Raw genomic sequence first — 18,575 nt, 5'->3', positions numbered from 1 at the left:
GACCAGCGCCAGTTGCAGTTGCTGGGGCGTCTCGAGCAGGTCGACTGGCGCTTGGGCCACTTCCACCTGGCTCACGCGTTGGCCAGGAACGGCGTCGGGTCGCCGCAGCCTTCGCGGATAAGCTCCGGCTCGTCGCCCGCCAGGCTGATGACGGTCGAGGCCTTCAGGTTGCCGAAGCCGCCGTCGATGATCAGGTCGACGTGGTGTTCCAGGCGCTGGCGGATCTCGTAGGGGTCGGTCATTGGCTCGTCATCGCCCGGCAGAATCAGGCTCACGCTCATCAACGGCTCGCCCAGCTCTTCCAGCAGGGCCTGGGCGATGGGGTTGGACGGTACGCGCAGGCCAATGGTACGGCGCTTTTCGTGCATCAGCAGGCGCGGCACCTCGCGGGTGGCGTTGAGGATGAAGGTGTAGGGGCCGGGAATGTGCGCCTTGAGCAGGCGGAAGGTCGCCGTGTCGATCTTGGCGAACAGGCCCATCTGCGACAAGTCGCAACACAACAGGGTGAAGTTGTGGTTCTTGTCCAACTGGCGCAAGCGGCGCACCCGCTCGACCGCGCCCTTGTCACCGATCTGGCAGCCCATCGCATAGGCCGAGTCGGTCGGGTAGACCACCACCCCACCCTTGCGGATGATCTCCACGGCTTGCTTGATCAGGCGCGCCTGCGGGTTTTCCGCATGAATCTGGAAAAATTGGCTCACGTAGTCTTCCTGTTCATACCGCCATAGGCTGTTCATGCTTGAATCGATGCCACAGGGGTGGCAGGTCCTCGGGCAATGGCCGATAGGCACCGATCTCGCCCCAGGTGCCGGGGCCGTGGAAGTCACTGCCAGCGCTTGCCAGCAGGCCGAACTCACGGGTGAGGATGGACATGGTGCCCACCTGCTCGGGCGGCATCATGCCGTTGACCACTTCAAGCGCCTGCCCACCTGCCTGAATATAGTCGGCGATCAGCCTTCTGCGCTTGCTGCGCGTCAGTTCGTAGTGCATCGGGTGGGCAAGGCTGACCCAAGCATTGGAGTCGCGCAACGTCGCTACAGTTTCCTCGAGGCTCGGCCAATGCAGCTTGACGTCGCCCAGCTTGCCGGCGCCTAGCCACTTGCGAAACGCCTCGCCGCGGTCCTTGACGTAACCTGCGCGCACCAGGAACTCGGCAAAATGCGGCCGCGCCGGAGCGTTGCCGCTGTCGCCCAGCTCCTGTTGCACTGCCCGCGCGCCTTCCAGGGCGCCGGGCATGCCCTTGGTCGCCAGGCGCTTGGCGATGTCCTCGGCACGCAGCCAGCGCCCGCGGTGCAGGGCCTCGATGGCGGCGAGCAGCGGCGGCGCATCCAGCGGGAAATTGTAGCCCAGCACATGGATGGTCGCGCCGCCCCAGGTGCACGACAATTCCACCCCGCTGACCCAGCGCATGCCCAGCTGCGCGCAGGCCTGACGGGCCTCGGGCAGGCCTTCGAGGGTGTCGTGGTCGGTCAGCGCCAGGGTCTGCACGCCATGCTCGTGGGCCCGGGCGACCAGTACAGAGGGCGCCAGGGCGCCGTCGGAGGCCGTGCTGTGGCAGTGCAGGTCAACATTCATGGGAGCAGCGCTTTCGCAGGATTAGATGTTTGTTATTATGCCGCCACATCCCGCTTCTGGCTGCCACCGTGAAACAATTCATCGATTTCATTCCGCTGCTGTTGTTCTTCATCGTCTACAAACTCGACCCACGCCCGGTCGAAATTGCTGGCCACGGCTTCGAATTCGGCGGCATCTACAGCGCCACGGCCATGCTGATCATCAGCTCGCTGGTGGTGTATGGGCTGCTGTTCCTGCGCCATCGCCGCCTGGAAAAGGGCCAGTTGCTGACCCTGGTGGCCTGCCTGGTGTTCGGTGGCCTGACCCTGGCCTTCCACAGCGAAACCTTCCTCAAGTGGAAGGCACCGGTGGTCAACTGGCTGTTCGCCCTGGGCTTCGCTGCCAGCCACTTCATCGGTGACCGGGTGCTGGTCAAGCGCATCATGGGCCACGCCCTGACCCTGCCCGACGCCATCTGGACCCGCCTGAACCTGGCGTGGATCGTGTTCTTCCTGGTGTGCGGCGCGGCCAACCTGTTCGTCGCCTTCACCTTCCAGGACTTCTGGGTCGACTTCAAAGTGTTCGGCAGCCTCGGCATGACCGTGGTGTTCCTGGTCGCCCAGGGCCTGTACCTGTCGCGCCACCTGCACGACGCCGATTCCACCACCCCCGAGACCAAGGACTGACATGCTCTACGCCATCATCGCCAGCGACGTCGAAAACTCCCTGGAAAAACGTCTGGCCGCCCGCCCGGCCCACATCGAGCGCCTGCAACAGCTCAAGGCCGAAGGCCGCGTGGTGCTGGCCGGCCCGCACCCGGCCATCGACAGCAACGACCCAGGCGCTGCGGGCTTTACCGGCAGCCTGATCGTCGCCGAGTTCGACTCGCTGGCAGCCGCCCAAGCCTGGGCCGAGGCTGACCCGTACATCGCGGCAGGCGTGTACGCCAATGTCGTGGTCAAGCCGTTCAAGCAAGTCCTGCCCTGATACCGACATAACCTCTTCGCAGGCCAGGCCTGCGAAGAGGTTATGCACGCCCCTCATCAATTCCGACCAATGGCCGACAACCTTCTGAATCGATAAGAATCAGGAGTTCCAATGCGTCAAGGTCCGATGTCCCTGCTGCTTTGCCTACTGTTGCTGGCCCCACAGGCCTTCGCCGAACAGCCGTTGTCGCTGGAGGCCGGAGCACGTATCACCGAATTGCAGCAACGCCTGGAGGAAAGCGAGAAGCAGCGCAGCGTTCTGACCCAACAGCTGCAAAATGCCGACAGCGAACGGGAAAGCGCCCAGCTCACCCGCCTGCGCCAGGAAAACCAGCGCCTGAAGCTTTCGCTCAAGGAAATGCAGGCCAGCGCCCCGCAACCGCTGCTGACCGAGCAGCAGCTGTGGTTCGTGATTGGCTCGGCGGTTGCACTGTTTTGCGTAGTCTGCGGTATCTTAGCCAGCGGTGGACACAGAAGACGCCGGCAATGGTTGAATTGAGTGAGACATGAGCGAGCTGTTACTGATTGATGATGACCAGGAGTTGTGTGAGCTGCTGGGCAGTTGGCTGACCCAAGAGGGCTTTTCGGTACGCGCCTGCCACGATGGCCAGAGCGCGCGCCATGCCCTCGAGAGCCACGCCCCGGCCGCCGTGGTGCTGGACGTGATGCTGCCCGACGGCAGCGGCCTGGAACTGCTCAAGCAACTGCGCAACGACCACGCGGAGCTGCCGGTGCTGATGCTGTCGGCCCGTGGCGAGCCGCTGGACCGCATCCTCGGCCTGGAACTGGGTGCCGACGACTACCTGGCCAAGCCCTGCGACCCCCGCGAACTCACCGCCCGCCTGCGCGCGGTGCTGCGCCGCAGCCACCCGGCGGCCACCAGCACCCAGGTCGAGATCGGCGACCTCACCTTCAGCCCGGTGCGCGGGGTGGTCAACATCGACCAGCGCGAAATGACCCTGACCCTTTCCGAAAGCCGTATCCTCGAAGCCTTGCTACGCCAACCGGGCGAGCCCCTGGACAAGCAGGAGCTGGCCCAGGCCAGCCTGGGCCGCAAGCTGACCCTGTACGACCGCAGCCTGGACATGCACGTCAGCAACCTGCGCAAGAAGATCGGCCCGCACCCGGACGGCCGCCCACGCATCGTCGCGCTGCGTAGCCGGGGCTACTACTACAGCCTCTGAATGCTGCAAGCTTCGCGCTTGCAGCTGGCCTTTACCGAGCCTTTACCCTCCCCTGACCGCCCTTGACCTTGATCTCCCTAGACTGGGCTCATCCGGTAACCACCGGCCCATGAAAGGAGAGACACCATGCGCAAGACCCTTATCGCCCTGATGTTCGCCGCCGCCCTGCCGACCGTGGCCCTGGCCATGCCCGAAGGCGGCCCGCGCCACGACGGCCCACATCATCGCGGTGGCGCGCCTTACGCCCAGCTGGACCTGACCCGCGACCAGCGCCAGCAGATCGGCAAGCTGATGGGCGAGCAGATGAAACAGCGCCGCGACATCACCGAGCGCTACATGGCCAAGCTGCCAGCGGCCGAGCAGAAGGCCATGCAGGACGAGATCAAGGCCGGCCACGACAAGACCCAAGGTCAGATCCGCGCGCTGCTCAAGCCTGAGCAACAGAAGCAGTTCGACGAGCTGCAAAAGGAACGCGCCGCTCGCAAGGCCGAGTGGAAGGAGTTCCAGGCCTGGAAAGCTGAAAAAGCCAGCAAGGCCCAGTAAGCTGTCACACTGATGCCCGGCCCGCGCCCCAACGCGGGCCGGGCTTTATCGTTCATGGAGGTACTCCCCTTGCGTTCACTGTTCTGGCGTATCCTGGCCAGTTTCTGGCTGGCCATCGCCTTGGTCGCCGGCCTGTCGGTATTGCTGGGCCACGCGCTGAATCAAGACGCCTGGATCCTCAGTCGCCACCCCGGCCTCAACACCTTGGCCAGCCGCTGGGTACAGCACTACGAACAACAAGGCCAGGAGGCGGCGCAGCAGTTCCTGGAGCGGCGCAAGCAGCGCTACAAGGTCGACGTGCAGGTGCTCGACGACAGCGGCGATGCCGTGGTGCCGGGCACCTTCCCGCGTCGCGCCGCCGCCTTCGAGGCGCGCCAGCACAACGACGAGCGCCGCCTGCCCTGGCGTCGCCTGACCGAGGAATACACCAGCCCCGCCAGCGGCGAAACCTACCTGTTGATCTACCGCATCCCCCGCCCGGAGCTGGCAGCCTGGCACCGCGACAGCCTGCTGTGGCCACTGAGCGCCATCGGCATCGCGCTGGTGGTGCTGACCCTGTTCAGCCTGCTGGTGACCTTGTCCATCACCCGCCCGCTCAGCCGCCTGCGCGGTGCGGTGTACGACCTGGGCCAGACCAGCTACCAGCAGAACAGCCTGGCGCAACTGGCGGCCCGGCGCGACGAATTCGGCGTGCTGGCCAACGACTTCAACAAGATGGGCGCACGCCTGCAAAGCCTGATCGGCAGCCAGCGCCAGTTGCTGCGCGATGTCTCCCACGAACTGCGCTCGCCACTGGCGCGCCTGCGCATCGCCCTGGCCCTGGCCGAACGCGCCGAACCCGAGCAACGCCAGGCCCTGTGGCCACGCCTGACCCGCGAATGCGACCGCCTGGAAGACCTGATCAGCGAGATTCTCACCCTGGCGCGGGTAGACGCCGAGCAGGCCCACACCGAGCCGGTAGACCTCAACGCCTTGCTGGGCAGCGTGCGCAAGGACGCCCAGCTCAGTGCGCCGGAGCAGGAAATTCGCCTGGAGGCCGAGCCGGGCCTCACCCTGCAAGGCTGGCCGACACTGCTGGAGCGCGCCGTCGACAACCTGCTGCGCAATGCCCTGCGCTTCAGCCCCAGCGGAAAACCGATCGAAATCCACGCACAGCGCGACGAGGCAAATATCGTGTTGAGCGTGCGTGATCACGGCCCTGGCGTGGCGGCAGAGCATCTGGCGCAACTGGGCGAGCCATTCTTCCGCGCCCCTGGGCAGGAAGCGCCGGGGCATGGCCTGGGCCTGGCCATTGCACGCAAGGCTGCGGAGCGTCACGGCGGCAGCCTGGTGCTGGAGAATCATCCACAAGGCGGCTTCGTGGCCCGGCTGGAACTGCCGCTGGCCGAGCCCGCCGCCTGAGGCAATGGGGCGTTATGCGCCCCAGGCGCTGACGTAGTCTTCAGTCGCCAACACCGGCGCCTGGCGCGGCTCGCTGATGGGCGTGCCGACATACAGGTAGCCGATCAACTCTTCGTTCTCGGCCAGTCCCAAGCCCTTGTGCACATGGGCATCAAAGGCCATGTCGCCAGTGCGCCACACCGCGCCCACACCCTGGGCGTGGGCGGCGATGAGAATGCCGTGGGCCGCGCAGCCTGCGGCCAGGCGCTGTTCGGACTTCGGCACCTTGAAGTGGTCCTGCAGGCAGGCGATCACCACGATCAGCAACGGCGCCCGCAGCGGCATGGCGCGGGCCTTGTCCAGGGCGGCCTGGCTGGCATCGCCCTTGGCCTGCACGGCTTCGGCGAACAGCTCACCCAGTTGCTCGCGCCCCTGGCCTTCGATGGTCAGGAAGCGCCATGGCCGCAGCTGGCCGTGGTCCGGCGCGCGCAACGCAGCCTGGAACAGCGCCTCACGCTGGGCGGCATTGGGCGCGGGGTCGGTCAGGCGTGCCACGGAAACACGGTTGAGCAATGCGTCGAGAGCCTCCATCGGCTACCCTCCTGGCAGAAGAAATGTGGCGCCATTCTCAAGCCGCACTCGGCAAGCTGCAAGCGACAAGGCGCGCTTATCACTTGCAGCTTGCCGGCCGCGCCTTAAAATGGCGCCCTTCCATTGCGAGTCAGAGCAGATCACATGGCGTTGCCGACCTTAAGGATCCTGGGTTTCATCATCGGCATCTTCCTGATTACCCTGGCGGTGAGCATGGCCGTGCCCATGGCCACCCTGGTGATCTTCGAACGCACCGCAGACCTGCCGTCATTCCTCTGGTCGAGCCTCATCACCTTCCTCGCCGGCCTGGCCCTGGTCATCCCCGGCCGCCCCGAGCACGTGCACCTGCGCCCACGGGACATGTACCTGCTGACCGTCAGCAGCTGGGTGATCGTCTGCGTGTTCGCCGCCCTGCCCTTCCTGCTGACCCAGCACATCAGCTACACCGACGCCTTCTTCGAAAGCATGTCGGGCATCACCGCCACCGGCGCCACGGTGCTCAGCGGGCTGGACAACATGTCGCCGGGCATCCTCATGTGGCGCTCGATGCTGCACTGGCTGGGTGGTATCGGCTTCATCGGCATGGCCGTGGCGATCCTGCCGCTGCTGCGCATCGGTGGCATGCGCCTGTTCCAGACCGAGTCCTCGGACCGCTCCGAGAAAGTGATGCCGCGCTCGCACATGGTCGCCAAGTTCATCGTGCTGGTGTACGTGGGTATCACCGTGCTGGGCAGCCTGGCCTTCTGGTGGGCGGGCATGGGGCCGTTCGATGCGATCAACCACGCCATGTCGGCCATCTCGACTGGCGGCTTCTCGACCTCCGACCTGTCGCTGGCCAAGTGGGACATCCCGGCCGTGCACTGGGTGGCGGTGGTGGTGATGATTCTTGGCAGCCTGCCGTTCACCCTGTACGTGGCGACCCTGCGTGGCCATCGCCGGGCGTTGATCAAAGACCAGCAGGTGCAGGGGCTGCTGATTCTTCTGGTGAGCACCTGGGTAGTGCTGGGCACGTGGTACTGGGCGACCACTGAGCTGCACTGGCTCGACGCCCTGCGCCACGTGGCACTGAACGTCACCTCGATCGTCACCACCACCGGTTTCGCCCTGGGCGACTACAGCTTGTGGGGCAACTTCTCGCTGATGCTGTTCTTCTACCTGGGCTTCATCGGCGGCTGCTCGGGCTCGACGGCCGGCGGCATCAAGATCTTCCGCTTCCAGGTGGCGTATATCCTGCTCAAGGCCAACCTCAACCAGCTCATCCACCCACGCGCGGTGATCAAGCAGAAATACAACGGCCACCGCCTCGATGAAGAGATCGTGCGCTCGATTCTGACCTTCTCGTTCCTGTTCGCCGCCACCATCTGCGTCATCGCCTTGCTGCTGTCACTGCTGGGCGTCGACTGGATGACCGCGCTGACCGGCGCTGCCGGCACGGTTTCCGGGGTTGGCCCCGGGCTGGGCGAGGTGATCGGCCCGGCAGGTAACTACGCCACCCTGCCGGACGCGGCCAAGTGGATTCTCTCCGTCGGCATGCTGCTCGGGCGCCTGGAGATCGTCACGGTGCTGGTGTTGTGCATGCCTGCGTTCTGGCGTCACTGAGCGCCGTGCTTTCGAGCCGCGCGCGGTACTCGCTGGGCGTTGCATCGAACCAGCGGCGAAACGCCCGGTAGAAGTTGCTCGGGTCGGCAAAGCCCAGCAAGTACGCGGTTTCCAGCAGGGTCATGCCGGGTTGTGCCAGGTACTGCTCGGCCAACTCCCGGCGGGTGTCGTCCAACAGCGCCTGGAAGCTGGTGCCTTCTTCTTGCAGGCGGCGCTGCAAAGTGCGCTGGGACAGGTGCAGGGCCTGGGCGACCGCTTCGCGCTTGGGCTCGCCCTGGGGCAGGATGCGGCACAGCGTCTGGCGCACCCGGTGGGTGACACGGCTTTCCGAGAAGCGCGCCAGATATTCCCCGGCGAAACGGTCGTGCAGCAACGCCATGGCCTCGTTGGCGGTGGGCAGCGGCGCTTCCATGTCGGCGCGTTCGAGAATCAGCGAATCGTGTTGGGCGCCGAATACCAGGGGCGCACGGAATGCGCTCTTGTAGGGCTCGATATCCTTGGGTTGCGGGCCTTGGATCAGCACACGCCGTGGCTGCAACGGCCGCCCACTGAGCCAACTGCACAATGCCAGGGCGCACGCCAGGGATGCCTCGGCACTGTGCCGGGTGGGGGTCAGGTGGTCACCTAGCACCGTCAGCGTCAAGGCATAGCCTTCCGCGCCCAGGCGGAAACTCAGGTCGGAACTCTCGGCAATGATGCGCTGGTAGCGCACCAGGCGCTCGAAGCCTTCGGCCAGGGTGCGGCTAGACATCAGCGCATACCCCACCACATGGAAGGAGGCTGGGCGCACGACGCGCGCCATGTTCAAGCCAATGGCCTCGTTGCCCGACAGCTCTACCGCCAACTGCCAGAGCCGGGTCATGGAATCCTGGGTGAAGCGTGCGTCGGGGTCGTCGAGGGCGGAAAAATCCAGCCCTAGCTGCCTGAACATGGCCCGGCAATCGAGCCCTTCCAGCTCGAGCGCCTTCACGATCCCTGATGCCCAGCTGGCTGACGTGGTTCTTTCACTCATGACAGGCTTCTTGTGCAGACCGCTCCAGCGGTGAACCCCAAGGATACTCAATTGGCGCTTATTGTCACTGGTCGGCTTTCCCTCTGACTCTAGACTCGAAACAGGCTCCACGCCGTGTATCCTGAACAAAAACGCACCTACGGGAGCACAGCCTATGAACAGTACCGTGCAGTTTCGCAGTTTTGCCGAGTTCTACCCCTATTACCTGGGCGAGCACGCCAACCCGACCTGCAGACGCCTGCACTTCGTCGGCACCGCCCTGGTGATCGCCCTGCTGGCATACACCATCGCCAGTGGCAAGTGGTTGCTGCTGCTGCTGGTACCGCTCTTCGGGTATGGTTTTGCCTGGGTCGGGCATTTCTTCTTCGAGAAGAACCGGCCGGCCACCTTCAGCCACCCGCTCTATAGCCTGATCGGCGATTTCGCGATGTTCCGCGACATTTTGCTGGGCAGGGTCAGCCTCTGACACTTGCGGGGCCGTGGAAACGGCCCCGTTCGTCTTATGCCAGCTCGCCCGGCGCCGCCACCTTGGCGCTCTCCCTGGCTTGCGCATCGGCCAGGCGGTACAGCTCGATGCTGCCGTCCCAGTGCTCGATCAGCGCGGTGCAGGATTCTACCCAGTCGCCACAGTTGAGGTAGTCCACCTCCCCCACCTTGCGAATCTCGGCATGGTGGATATGCCCGCAGACCACGCCGTGGAAGCCGCGCCGCGTGCATTCATGGGCGATGGCGTTCTCGAAGTCGCTGATGAAATTCACGGCCCCCTTGACCTTGTGCTTGAGGTACGCCGACAGCGACCAGTAGCCGTAGCCATAGCGGGCCCGCCAATGGTTCAACCAGCGGTTGAGCACCAGGGTGAACTCGTAGGCGCGATCGCCGAGGAACGCCAACCAGCGGTGGTAGCGGGTGATCACGTCGAACTGATCGCCATGCACCACCAGCAAGCGCCTGCCGTCGGCGGTCAGGTGCTCGGCCTCATCCACCAGGTGGATGTTACCCAGGATCAGCTTCGAGTAACGACGCAGGAACTCATCATGGTTGCCGGTGACGTAGACCACTTCGGTGCCGCGCTTGCTCATGGTCAGCAGGCGGCGGATCACGTTGGTATGCGCCTGGGGCCAATAGATACCGCTGCGCAGCTTCCAGCCGTCGATGATATCGCCGACCAGGTACACCCGGTCGGCCTGGTAGCCCTTGAGGAACTGCGACAGGTGCTCGGCCTGGCAATCCCGGGTGCCCAGGTGCACATCGGAGATCCACAAGGTACGCACGCGTTGCTTGCGTGACGGGCGGGCGAGTTCGGCGTGGGTCATGGGCAGGCTCCGGCGCTGTTTGCTGGAGACTGGCAGTTACACATTACAAGTTGGTGGCAGGTTCGTGACGAGTGATCTGTAGCCCGCGGGTGTACACTGCCGCCCTGCCCTTCGAGGACGCCAGCATGAGCGCCGGCCCGATGCTCTCCGTACGCCGCTACCACGACGAACTGCTCGCCCACAGCCACGACTACCCGCAGTTGGTATTCGGCCTGAACGGCCGCCTGGAGTTCGAGGTGCAGGGCCACAGCGGGTGCATCGCCCGTCAGGCGGTGATGGTGGTGCCGGCGGGCAATCACCACCTGTGCGCCAGCCAGGCCGGCAGCGACTGCCTGGTGCTGGATGTGCCCGACCTGCCCTGGCTGTACCAGCAATTGGGCGAGCACACCGACGCCAGCCGACGCTTGCTCGAGCGCCCCGGCGCACTGGCCCTCGGGCAGCACCATCAGCAACTGGTCGACTGGCTGGCCGCCAGCCCCACCCACGACCCACTGGTCGCGCGCCAGGGTGCCCTTCTGCTGCTGGCCAGCCTCAGCAGCGCTGGCGCGCCGGTGGTGGCGAGCAGGCGCCTGCCCTATGCAGCGTTCGATGCACATATCGAGCGTCATGCCGCACACCCGTTGCAGGTGGCCGACCTGGCGCGCCTGGCAGGGCTATCGGTAGCCCGCCTGCATGCGCGTTTCGTCGAAGAAAGTGGGATCACGCCCATGGACTACATTCGCCAGCAGCGGATGCTCAAGGCCCGTCAGTTGCTGCGCGAAACAGTACTGCCGATTGGCGAGGTGGCGGAGCGGGTGGGCTATGGTTCGCAAAGTGCGTTCGCGGCGGCGGTGTCAAGGGCGTTCGGCTGTTCGCCACGGGCGTTGCGGCGAGAGGCTGGCGACAATTGAGGCGAGGCTGGCGACAGAACCCACGCGACTGACCTCGTACACTGGGCGCAATGCTTCCTCGTCAGAGCCAGCCTCCATGATCGTTTAACAAGGACCACCACGAACCACCGCACCGCCCTCGGCGCCCTGCACATCGGCGCGTTGTTCTTCGGCCTCACCGGGGTCTTCGGCAAACTCGCCGCCAGCGCAACGCCCTCGGTCATCGTCTTCGGCCGGGCGATCTTCGCCGTGCTCGCCCTGGCCCTCTTCGCCAGCCTCGCGCGCCAAGGCTGGCAGGCGCTTCAAGGCCAGGACCTACGCCGCCTGCTGCTCGGCGGGGTGCTGCTGGCCGGGCACTGGGTGAGCTTCTTCATTGCGGTCAAGGTCGGGGGCGTGGCCATCGCTACCCTGGGTTTCGCCAGCTTCCCGGCGTTCACCGTGATCCTCGAGGGCCTACTGTTCCGCGAACGCATCCGCCGCAACGAAGCCCTGCTGGTGCTGCTGGTCAGCATCGGCCTGGTGCTGGTCACGCCCTCGTTCGACCTGGCCAGCGAGGCCACCGGCGGGCTGCTCTGGGCGTTACTGTCGGGGCTGCTGTTCTCGCTTCTGTCGCTGACCAACCGCGCAGGTTCCGGGCGCGTCGGCGCCGTGCAGGCCGCGTTGTGCCAGAACCTGGTGGTCGCCGTTTGCCTGCTGCCCTTCGCCCTGCCGGGCCTCGGCCAGGTGACACCCCTGGATTGGCTGTGGATCGCCCTGCTCGGGGTGTTCTGCACGGGCGTGGCGCACAGCCTGTTCGTCGCCAGCCTGGCGGTGATCAAGGCGCGCACGGCGGCGGTGGTGTTTGGCATGGAACCGGTCTATGGCATCGCCATGGCCTGGGTGGTGTTCGCCGAAACGCCGACCCTGCGCATGCTGGTCGGGGGTGCATTGATCATCTTTGCCATCGTGCTGTCCAGCCGACTGAGCGCAGGCCAAGCGCCCAAGGCCGTGGCGCAGAGCGCCTGACGCAGCGGCGCCGACTCAACGATCGTTGTGGCCAAGGTCGCGCTGCGGGTCGATCTGGTCGCGTACCCGCTGCTTGAGCACCTTGGCTTCAGGGAAGCCTCCGTCGGCCTTGCGCTCCCAGATTTGCACGCCATTGCAGGTGATGCGGAACACCCCACCGGTGCCTGGCTCCAGTGCGACCCGCCCCAGGTCGTCGGCAAAGGTGCTGAGCAGCTCCTGGGCCAGCCAGGCGGCGCGCAGCAGCCATTGGCACTGGGTGCAATAGTTGATGACGATTTCGGGCTTGGCATTGGCCATGGGCGAACCTCTCTTGTGTGGATGAGCCGCTTATACTAGCGGCCTTTGCCCACCGCTTTGAGACTCACGATGCATCGTCTGCTGTTACTCCTGTTGCTGGCGCTCACCTCGATCACCACCCTCGCCACCGAGGCAGCGCGCCCCAAGGTAGGCCTGGTGCTGTCTGGCGGCGCGGCCAGGGGCCTGGCACATATCGGCGTGCTCAAGGCCCTGGAGGAACAGGGCGTGCGCATCGATGCCATCGCCGGCACCAGCATGGGCGCGGTGGTCGGTGGGCTGTATGCCTCTGGCTACAGTATCGAGGAGCTGGAAAAGCTGGCCCTGACCCTCGACTGGCAACAGGCGCTGTCCGATGCACCACCACGCAAGGACGTGCCCTTCCGGCGCAAGCAAGACGACCGTGACTTTCTGGTGAAACAGAAGCTGAGCTTTCGCGACGACGGCAGCCTCGGCCTGCCACTGGGGGTGATCCAGGGCCAGAACCTGGCGCTGCTGCTGGAAAGCACCCTGGCCCACACCGCCGATACCCGCGACTTCGACAAGCTGCCCATCCCCTTCCGGGCCGTGGCCACCGACATCGCCAGTGGCGAGAAGGTGGTGTTCCGTCGCGGCCACCTGCCCCAGGTGATTCGCGCCAGCATGTCTATTCCTGCGGTGTTCGCCCCGGTTGAGCTGGATGGCCGCCTACTGGTGGACGGCGGCATGGTCGACAACATTCCCCTGGACGTAGTACGCGAAATGGGCGTGGACCTTGCGATCGTCGTCGACATCGGCACCCCGCTGCGCGGCCGCAAGGACATGGCCACGGTGGTGGACGTGCTCAACCAGTCGATCACCCTGATGACCCGGCGCAATTCCGAGGAACAACTGGCCAGCCTGCGCCGCGAGGACATCCTGGTGCAGCCCGCCCTGGCAGCCTTCGGCGTTACCGACTTCGGCCGCGCCCAGGACATGATCGACGCTGGCTACCGCGCCGCCCGCGCCCTCGATGGCCGCCTGGCGCTGCTGCGCCAGCCCGAGGGCGACAGCAGCCTGGCGGTCGCCCGCTCGCCGACGCAACGCACGCCGGTGATCACCGCGATCAAGGTGGAGAACGACTCCAAGGTCAGCGACGACGTCATCCGCTACTACATCCGCCAGCCGATCGGCGCGCCCCTGGAGCTCGACCGCCTGCAGACCGACATGGGCACGCTGTACGGCCTGGACTACTTCGACCGGGTGCAGTACCGCGTGGTGCACAAGGGTGACGACAACACCCTGGTCATCAACGCCCGCGGCAAGCGCGGCGGCACCGACTACCTGCGCCTGGGCCTGAACCTATCTGACGATTTGCGCGGCGACAGCGCTTTCAACCTCGGCGCCAGCTACCGGGTCAATGGCATCAACCGCCTGGGCGGCGAATGGCTGACCCGCGCGCAAATCGGCGACGAACAGCGGCTCTACAGCGAGTTCTATCAACCGCTCGACGTAGGCTCGCGCTACTTCGTCGCGCCCTACCTGGACCTCGGTTCGCAAAACATCGAGGCCACCCTGGACAACGACCCGATCGCCGAATACCGCCTGGAACGCTACGGTTTCGGCCTCAATCTGGGCCGGCAGATCGGCACCTACGGCGAGGTACGCCTGGGCGTCGGCAAGGCCTGGGGCGAAGCCGAGGTGCGCATCGGCGACCAGGACCTGCCCAAGGTCAGTTTCAATGAAGGCTTCTACGAGCTGAAGTACTCGTTCGACACCTTCGACAACGTGTACTTCCCCCACAGCGGCGAAGACATCGGCCTGACCCTGCGTAAATACGACCGCTCGCTGGACTCGGACACCGACTACCGGCAATGGCAGTTCCACTTGGACAAGGCCCTGAGCAGCGGGCCGAACACCTGGGTACTGGGCGGGCGCTACGGGCGCACGCTGGATGAGACCGAAGTGGTCACCTCAAGCTTCGTGCTGGGCGGCGCACGGCAGCTTTCGGGCTTCCGGCAAGACTCGCTGTCGGGCCAGAACATGAGCCTGCTGCGCATGGTCTACTACCGCCGCCTCACGCCCCGGGCCTACATGCCACTGGACTTCCCACTGTACCTGGGCGCTTCGCTGGAGCGTGGGCGGGCATGGAACAACGACAATGAATTCGACAGCGGCTACATCAATGCGGCGAGTATTTTCCTGGGAATGGATACGCCGCTGGGGCCGTTGAACATCAGCTATGGCTTCAACAGCGAAGACCAGAAGGCGGTGTACCTGAACCTGGGCAATACGTTCTGAGGAACATGAAAAAAGCGGATCGCCAATGACGGCAGATCCGCTTTTCCTCATGGTTTGAAGCTGCTGTCAGGACTTCTCGAGGTTGGCGAGAATCCTCGCATGCACCCGCATGCACACTTCCATGTCGGCTTCGTCGATACCGCTGAACAGCTCGGCGCGCAGGGCGTTGGCGATGGTTTCGATCTGGTCGATCAGAGGCTTTGCCGGTGGGCAGAGGAGGATCTTCTTGGCCCGGCGGTCTTCCAGCACCGCCTGGCGGCGTACGAGCCCCTGGCCTTCCAGGCTGTCTAGCAAGCGTGCCAGGGTCGGCCCCTCGACGCCCACGCTCTGCGCCAATTCGCGCTGGGTTGGCGCTTCTTCGAAGCGGGCCAGGTGCAACAACACCAGCCAGCGGGCCTGGGACAGGTTGAGCCCAGCCAGGCGCCGGTCCAGTTCAGCACGCCAGCCGCGAGACATCTGGGCCAACTGCATGCCGAAACGGTGTTGGTTGTCGGTAAGGGGCATAAGCAACTCGATCGATAGAACTAATTATTAGTCAGCTAATCATGCCCCGGACGATCAGGCAAGGTTCGGGCACTCGAGAGTGTTCGATAATCGTCAAAAAGAATGACAAAGATCAGAGCTCGAACTCCGCTGCCAGCGCCGCACGCACGCAGTACAGCACGCCTTCTGGTACCCGCGACCCAAACTGTGGCGCGATGGCCGACACCGGCGGCAGCTCGCCTTCGCCATCGAGGAAGGCATCCTGAATTTCCATCATCAGCGCTTCGGGCAAGTCCAGCGCCTGGTCCAGGCTCAGCTCTTGGCGGCCAATGGCTTCGGCCAGCAGGCTATAGACATTCTTCTCGCTGCACGCCAGCTGCCCGGCGATCTGCACCGGGGTCATGCCCGCACGAGCCAGGCTGACCAGCTCGTGGCGCAGGTCGAGCACCACCTTCGGCGCCTCTTCGGTACCGCCTGCGCCGTTGAGCACTTCGAGGAAGGCCTGGCCGTAGCGCTCCAGCTTGCGCGCCCCCACACCACTGACCTGGGCCATGTCACTAAGGCTGGTGGGCTGGCTGCGCAGCATTTCCAGCAAGGTGGAATCGGGGAAGATGACGTAGGGCGGCACGCTGTGCTCCTCTGCCAACTTGCGTCTGAGGGTACGCAGCGCCTCCCACAGTTCGCGCTCCTCGGCACGCACCAGCTGGCTCGCCGGGCTGCCGCCACTGCTGCTGGAGGCTTTGGCGGTGGTCTGCGGCTTGAGGTCGCGGCGCAACTGCAAGGTCACCTCGCCACGCAGCAAGGGCCGGCAGCTGTCCGACAGGCGCAGGCCGCCGTAGCCTTCCAGGTCGATGTCCACCAAACCGCGTGCCACCAACTGGCGGAACAGCGAACGCCACTCATGTTCGCCCAGGGTCTTGCCGACCCCGAACACCGAAAGCTTCTCGTGGCCGAAGCTGCGTACTTTCTCGTTGTCCTTGCCTACCAGCACGTCTACCAAGTGGCCAACGCCGTAGCGCTGGCCGGTGCGGAACACTGCCGACAACGCTTGGCGCGCAGGTTCGGTGGCATCCCAGGTCTGCACCTTGTCGATGCAGTTGTCGCAGTGCCCACAGGGTTGCTCCAGCACCTCGTCGAAATACGCCAGCAGCGACTGGCGGCGGCAGCGGGTTTCCTCGCACTGGGCCAGCATGGCATCGAGCTTGTGCTGCTCGACGCGCTTGTGGCTCTCGTCGCCTTCGGAGTTCTGCAACATCTGCTTGAGCATCACCATATCCTGCAGGCCGTAGGCCATCCAGGCATCCGACGGCAGGCCGTCACGGCCGGCGCGGCCGGTTTCCTGGTAATAGGCCTCCATCGACTTGGGCAGGTCGAGGTGGGCGACGAAGCGCACGTTGGGCTTGTCGATGCCCATGCCGAAGGCGATGGTCGCGACCATGATCAGCCCTTCCTCGTTGAGGAAGCGGTGCTGGTTGGCCGAGCGGGTCTCGGCAGCCAGGCCGGCATGGTAAGGCAGCGCCGGGAAGCCTTGTTCGCAGAGAAAGGCTGCGGTTTCGTCGACTTTCTTGCGTGACAGGCAATAAACGATACCGGCGTTGCCACGCCGCTCGCCGAGGAACGCCATCAACTGCTTGCGCGGCGACTCCTTGGGCACGATGCGGTAGAAGATGTTCGGCCGGTCGAAGCTCGACAGGAAGCGCTCGGCGCCTTGCAGGTGCAGGCGCTGGACGATTTCCTCGCGGGTACGCATGTCGGCAGTGGCGGTCAGGGCAATGCGCGGCACCTGGGGGAACAGCTCGGCCAACTGGCCCAGTTGCAGGTATTCGGGGCGGAAGTCGTGGCCCCATTGCGACACGCAGTGGGCCTCGTCGATGGCGAACAGGGCGATGTCGAGGGTGCGCAGGAAGTCCAGCATGCGCGGCTGCACCAGGCGTTCCGGCGCCAGGTAGAGCATCTTCACCTCACCCCTGCGCAGGCGCCCGGCCAGCTCGCGCTGCTGCTCGGCGCTCAGGGTGGAGTTCAGCGCAGCGGCCGCCACACCCAACTCGTCGAGGGTGGCGACCTGGTCGTCCATCAGCGCGATCAGCGGCGAAACCACCACCGTCAGGCCTGGGCGCAACAGCCCGGGCACCTGGAAGCACAGCGACTTGCCTCCACCGGTGGGCATCAATACCAGCGCATCGCCCCCGTTGGCCACGCATTCGATGATCGCCGCCTGGCGTCCCCGGAAGCTGTCGTAGCCAAAAATGTCCTTGAGGACGCGCTGAGCCTGTTCGAGCATGTGCCACTCCAAAATCGCCGTTCCATCCTGGATACAGGCTGGACGATAAATCCGCCGCTCACACCGCGAATGCGTAAGCGGTTTTTGCCGGGCAGGCAAACGCCGCTGCCGGGGCATGAAAAGTCGCGGAGTATACCCCACTGCCCAGGGCTGCGGCAGGCTGCGGTGACAGACGTTCCCTTTGCCCCGCCAGGGCTGCAAGGTGCTAGAATCCACTATCGTTTATTCCCCCAAGGTAGCCCTGTAATGTCCTTCGCCGAGCAACTGACCCGCCTGCAAGCCTTCCTCGACGCCGACGAGCTGCACGAAGAAGCGCTGGACTATGTCGCCGCCCACGGCTACCTGACTGCACTGTCGATCAGCGCCGAGGACATTCCCGAGCGCGAATGGATCGACGCGCTGTTCGCGGAAGAGCCCCACTACGCCAGCGAGGCCCAGCGCACCGAGATCGAAGCGACCCTGGTGGCGCTCAAGGCGCACATTGGCCGCCAGCTGGCCAGCGACGACGAATTCGAGCTGCCCTGCGACCTGGACCTGACCGACGAGCCGGACGATTCCGACCTGCGCGGCTGGTGCATCGGCTTCATGGAAGGGGTATTCCTGCGTGAAGAGGCGTGGTTCGAGAACGCCGAGGAAGAGGTCAGCGAGATGCTGCTGCCGATCATGGTCGGCTCGGGCCTGTTCGACGAGCAGCCAGAGTTCGCCGACATCGCCAGCAACGCCAACCTGCAGGACGACATGGTCGTGCAGATCCCTGAAGCGCTGACGGCCCTGTTCCTGCTGCTGCACGCCCCGGACGAGAAACCTGCCCTGCTCAAGCCACGCCACCACTGAGTGCCGTGGTGCGCTACCTGCTGCTGGCCGCTGGCTGGCTCAGCGTTGCGCTGGGGGTGCTGGGGATCTTCCTGCCGGTTCTGCCGACCACCCCATTCCTGCTGCTAGCCGCGGCGTGCTTCGCCCGAAGCTCGCCGCGTTTTCATGCCTGGCTGGTCAACCACCCCAGGCTCGGACCCTGGATTCGTGACTACCTCGATGGCGAAGGGATACCGCTCAAGGCCAAGGTCTACGCCATCGGCCTGATGTGGGTGAGCATCAGCGTGTCGTGCTACCTGGTGCCGCTGTTCTGGGCACGGGTGTTCATGCTCACCAGTGCGGTGCTGGTGACGCTGTATATCCTCAAGCAGAAGACGTTGCAGCGGCCTTAAGCTGACGCGGTGTATGG

Annotated in this window: 21 protein-coding genes; 13 read left to right on the top strand and 8 right to left on the bottom strand. The window is 65.0% G+C overall.

Annotated elements, in window-relative coordinates; genetic code table 11:
* Positions 1–71 precede the first annotated feature (71 nt).
* Positions 72–701 (bottom strand): L-threonylcarbamoyladenylate synthase, encoded by a 630-nt coding sequence (locus ACQKPE_RS02090; protein ID WP_427663106.1) that lies wholly within the window; start codon positions 699–701, stop codon positions 72–74.
* Between the two features lie 13 nt (positions 702–714).
* On the bottom strand, positions 715–1,575 hold the full coding sequence (locus ACQKPE_RS02085; protein ID WP_427663105.1) for a PHP domain-containing protein: 861 nt from the start codon (positions 1,573–1,575) through the stop codon (positions 715–717).
* A 68-nt stretch (positions 1,576–1,643) separates the two neighbouring features.
* Between ACQKPE_RS02085 and ACQKPE_RS02080 the strand changes: the two genes are divergently transcribed.
* From ACQKPE_RS02080 to ACQKPE_RS02055, 6 genes are all read left to right on the top strand, one after another.
* The gene (locus ACQKPE_RS02080; protein WP_427663104.1) at positions 1,644–2,240 is read left to right on the top strand and encodes a septation protein A; all 597 of its coding nucleotides are present in this window, start codon (positions 1,644–1,646) and stop codon (positions 2,238–2,240) included.
* Position 2,241: 1 nt separating this feature from the next.
* Positions 2,242–2,541: a YciI family protein gene (locus ACQKPE_RS02075; RefSeq protein ID WP_427663103.1), complete on the top strand. Its 300-nt coding sequence runs from the start codon at positions 2,242–2,244 to the stop codon at positions 2,539–2,541.
* 126 nt (positions 2,542–2,667) lie between these two features.
* Entirely contained in the window at positions 2,668–3,039 is a 372-nt protein-coding gene (locus tag ACQKPE_RS02070; RefSeq protein ID WP_427663152.1) for a translation initiation factor 2, read from the top strand.
* Positions 3,040–3,046: 7 nt separating this feature from the next.
* Entirely contained in the window at positions 3,047–3,724 is a 678-nt protein-coding gene (locus ACQKPE_RS02065; protein ID WP_427663102.1) for a response regulator transcription factor, read from the top strand.
* A 126-nt stretch (positions 3,725–3,850) separates the two neighbouring features.
* On the top strand, positions 3,851–4,267 hold the full coding sequence (locus ACQKPE_RS02060) for a Spy/CpxP family protein refolding chaperone (RefSeq protein ID WP_427663101.1): 417 nt from the start codon (positions 3,851–3,853) through the stop codon (positions 4,265–4,267).
* A 54-nt stretch (positions 4,268–4,321) separates the two neighbouring features.
* Positions 4,322–5,668, top strand: a complete 1,347-nt coding sequence (locus ACQKPE_RS02055) for an ATP-binding protein (protein ID WP_427663100.1) — start codon at positions 4,322–4,324, stop codon at positions 5,666–5,668.
* 12 nt (positions 5,669–5,680) lie between these two features.
* Here the strand turns inward: ACQKPE_RS02055 and ACQKPE_RS02050 are convergent, their stop codons facing one another.
* Entirely contained in the window at positions 5,681–6,238 is a 558-nt protein-coding gene (locus tag ACQKPE_RS02050) for a nitroreductase family protein (protein ID WP_427663099.1), read from the bottom strand.
* 144 nt (positions 6,239–6,382) lie between these two features.
* Between ACQKPE_RS02050 and ACQKPE_RS02045 the strand changes: the two genes are divergently transcribed.
* A complete protein-coding gene (locus ACQKPE_RS02045; RefSeq protein ID WP_427663098.1) occupies positions 6,383–7,837 on the top strand; it encodes a TrkH family potassium uptake protein in 1,455 nt (484 codons plus the stop codon).
* Here the strand turns inward: ACQKPE_RS02045 and ACQKPE_RS02040 are convergent.
* Complete coding sequence (locus ACQKPE_RS02040; protein WP_427663097.1) at positions 7,794–8,849, bottom strand: AraC family transcriptional regulator; 1,056 nt, start codon at positions 8,847–8,849, stop codon at positions 7,794–7,796. The two genes, ACQKPE_RS02045 and ACQKPE_RS02040, sit on opposite strands and share 44 nt — an antisense overlap.
* A 154-nt stretch (positions 8,850–9,003) precedes the next feature.
* On the opposite strand from ACQKPE_RS02040, the gene ACQKPE_RS02035 reads away from it, so the two are divergent.
* A complete protein-coding gene (locus tag ACQKPE_RS02035) occupies positions 9,004–9,315 on the top strand; it encodes an Mpo1-like protein (RefSeq protein WP_427663096.1) in 312 nt (103 codons plus the stop codon).
* 34 nt (positions 9,316–9,349) lie between these two features.
* On the opposite strand, the gene ACQKPE_RS02030 is transcribed toward ACQKPE_RS02035, so the two are convergent.
* On the bottom strand, positions 9,350–10,162 hold the full coding sequence (locus tag ACQKPE_RS02030; RefSeq protein ID WP_427663095.1) for a UDP-2,3-diacylglucosamine diphosphatase: 813 nt from the start codon (positions 10,160–10,162) through the stop codon (positions 9,350–9,352).
* Between the two features lie 125 nt (positions 10,163–10,287).
* Between ACQKPE_RS02030 and ACQKPE_RS02025 the strand changes: the two genes are divergently transcribed.
* Complete coding sequence (locus ACQKPE_RS02025) at positions 10,288–11,052, top strand: AraC family transcriptional regulator (protein WP_427663151.1); 765 nt, start codon at positions 10,288–10,290, stop codon at positions 11,050–11,052.
* Positions 11,053–11,184: 132 nt separating this feature from the next.
* Positions 11,185–12,036, top strand: a complete 852-nt coding sequence (locus tag ACQKPE_RS02020) for a DMT family transporter (protein ID WP_427663150.1) — start codon at positions 11,185–11,187, stop codon at positions 12,034–12,036.
* A gap of 15 nt (positions 12,037–12,051) precedes the next feature.
* Here ACQKPE_RS02020 and ACQKPE_RS02015 read toward each other — a convergent pair whose 3' ends face one another.
* Positions 12,052–12,333: a SelT/SelW/SelH family protein gene (locus tag ACQKPE_RS02015; protein WP_427663094.1), complete on the bottom strand. Its 282-nt coding sequence runs from the start codon at positions 12,331–12,333 to the stop codon at positions 12,052–12,054.
* 69 nt (positions 12,334–12,402) lie between these two features.
* On the opposite strand from ACQKPE_RS02015, the gene ACQKPE_RS02010 reads away from it, so the two are divergent.
* The gene (locus ACQKPE_RS02010; protein WP_427663093.1) at positions 12,403–14,589 is read left to right on the top strand and encodes a patatin-like phospholipase family protein; all 2,187 of its coding nucleotides are present in this window, start codon (positions 12,403–12,405) and stop codon (positions 14,587–14,589) included.
* Between the two features lie 66 nt (positions 14,590–14,655).
* Here the strand turns inward: ACQKPE_RS02010 and ACQKPE_RS02005 are convergent, their stop codons facing one another.
* A complete protein-coding gene (locus tag ACQKPE_RS02005) occupies positions 14,656–15,093 on the bottom strand; it encodes a MarR family transcriptional regulator (RefSeq protein ID WP_427663092.1) in 438 nt (145 codons plus the stop codon).
* Positions 15,094–15,205: 112 nt separating this feature from the next.
* Positions 15,206–17,353 carry a DNA helicase RecQ gene (gene recQ, locus ACQKPE_RS02000; RefSeq protein WP_427663091.1) on the bottom strand — a complete coding sequence of 716 codons (2,148 nt, stop codon included), beginning with the start codon at positions 17,351–17,353 and terminating at the stop codon, positions 15,206–15,208.
* Positions 17,354–17,599: 246 nt separating this feature from the next.
* Between recQ and ACQKPE_RS01995 the strand changes: the two genes are divergently transcribed.
* Together ACQKPE_RS01995 and ACQKPE_RS01990 are read left to right on the top strand one after the other, a co-directional pair.
* A complete protein-coding gene (locus ACQKPE_RS01995; protein ID WP_427663090.1) occupies positions 17,600–18,187 on the top strand; it encodes a YecA family protein in 588 nt (195 codons plus the stop codon).
* Positions 18,188–18,195: 8 nt separating this feature from the next.
* Complete coding sequence (locus tag ACQKPE_RS01990) at positions 18,196–18,558, top strand: YbaN family protein (protein WP_427663089.1); 363 nt, start codon at positions 18,196–18,198, stop codon at positions 18,556–18,558.
* Positions 18,559–18,575 lie beyond the last annotated feature (17 nt).

This window comes from Pseudomonas sp. NPDC089554 (assembly GCF_050280645.1).
Classification (GTDB): Bacteria; Pseudomonadota; Gammaproteobacteria; order Pseudomonadales; family Pseudomonadaceae; genus Aquipseudomonas.
The sequence above is the reverse complement of the archived record's forward strand: the minus strand, read 5'-3'. Positions and strand labels throughout refer to the sequence as shown.

Excerpts from the sequence above, each read along its gene's own strand:
- ACQKPE_RS02010 (WP_427663093.1), top strand. The coding sequence starts at position 12,403 with ATGCATCGTCTGCTGTTACTCCTGTTGCTGGCGCTCACCTCGATCACC.
- ACQKPE_RS02030 (WP_427663095.1), bottom strand. The coding sequence starts at position 10,162 with ATGACCCACGCCGAACTCGCCCGCCCGTCACGCAAGCAACGCGTGCGT.
- ACQKPE_RS02015 (WP_427663094.1), bottom strand. The coding sequence starts at position 12,333 with ATGGCCAATGCCAAGCCCGAAATCGTCATCAACTATTGCACCCAGTGC.
- ACQKPE_RS02085 (WP_427663105.1), bottom strand. The coding sequence starts at position 1,575 with ATGAATGTTGACCTGCACTGCCACAGCACGGCCTCCGACGGCGCCCTG.
- ACQKPE_RS02050 (WP_427663099.1), bottom strand. The coding sequence starts at position 6,238 with ATGGAGGCTCTCGACGCATTGCTCAACCGTGTTTCCGTGGCACGCCTG.
- ACQKPE_RS02025 (WP_427663151.1), top strand. The coding sequence starts at position 10,288 with ATGAGCGCCGGCCCGATGCTCTCCGTACGCCGCTACCACGACGAACTG.
- ACQKPE_RS02055 (WP_427663100.1), top strand. The coding sequence starts at position 4,322 with ATGGAGGTACTCCCCTTGCGTTCACTGTTCTGGCGTATCCTGGCCAGT.
- ACQKPE_RS02065 (WP_427663102.1), top strand. The coding sequence starts at position 3,047 with ATGAGCGAGCTGTTACTGATTGATGATGACCAGGAGTTGTGTGAGCTG.
- ACQKPE_RS01995 (WP_427663090.1), top strand. The coding sequence starts at position 17,600 with ATGTCCTTCGCCGAGCAACTGACCCGCCTGCAAGCCTTCCTCGACGCC.
- ACQKPE_RS02075 (WP_427663103.1), top strand. The coding sequence starts at position 2,242 with ATGCTCTACGCCATCATCGCCAGCGACGTCGAAAACTCCCTGGAAAAA.
- ACQKPE_RS02060 (WP_427663101.1), top strand. The coding sequence starts at position 3,851 with ATGCGCAAGACCCTTATCGCCCTGATGTTCGCCGCCGCCCTGCCGACC.
- ACQKPE_RS02035 (WP_427663096.1), top strand. The coding sequence starts at position 9,004 with ATGAACAGTACCGTGCAGTTTCGCAGTTTTGCCGAGTTCTACCCCTAT.
- ACQKPE_RS02040 (WP_427663097.1), bottom strand. The coding sequence starts at position 8,849 with ATGAGTGAAAGAACCACGTCAGCCAGCTGGGCATCAGGGATCGTGAAG.
- recQ (WP_427663091.1), bottom strand. The coding sequence starts at position 17,353 with ATGCTCGAACAGGCTCAGCGCGTCCTCAAGGACATTTTTGGCTACGAC.
- ACQKPE_RS02005 (WP_427663092.1), bottom strand. The coding sequence starts at position 15,093 with ATGCCCCTTACCGACAACCAACACCGTTTCGGCATGCAGTTGGCCCAG.
- ACQKPE_RS02070 (WP_427663152.1), top strand. The coding sequence starts at position 2,668 with ATGTCCCTGCTGCTTTGCCTACTGTTGCTGGCCCCACAGGCCTTCGCC.
- ACQKPE_RS02045 (WP_427663098.1), top strand. The coding sequence starts at position 6,383 with ATGGCGTTGCCGACCTTAAGGATCCTGGGTTTCATCATCGGCATCTTC.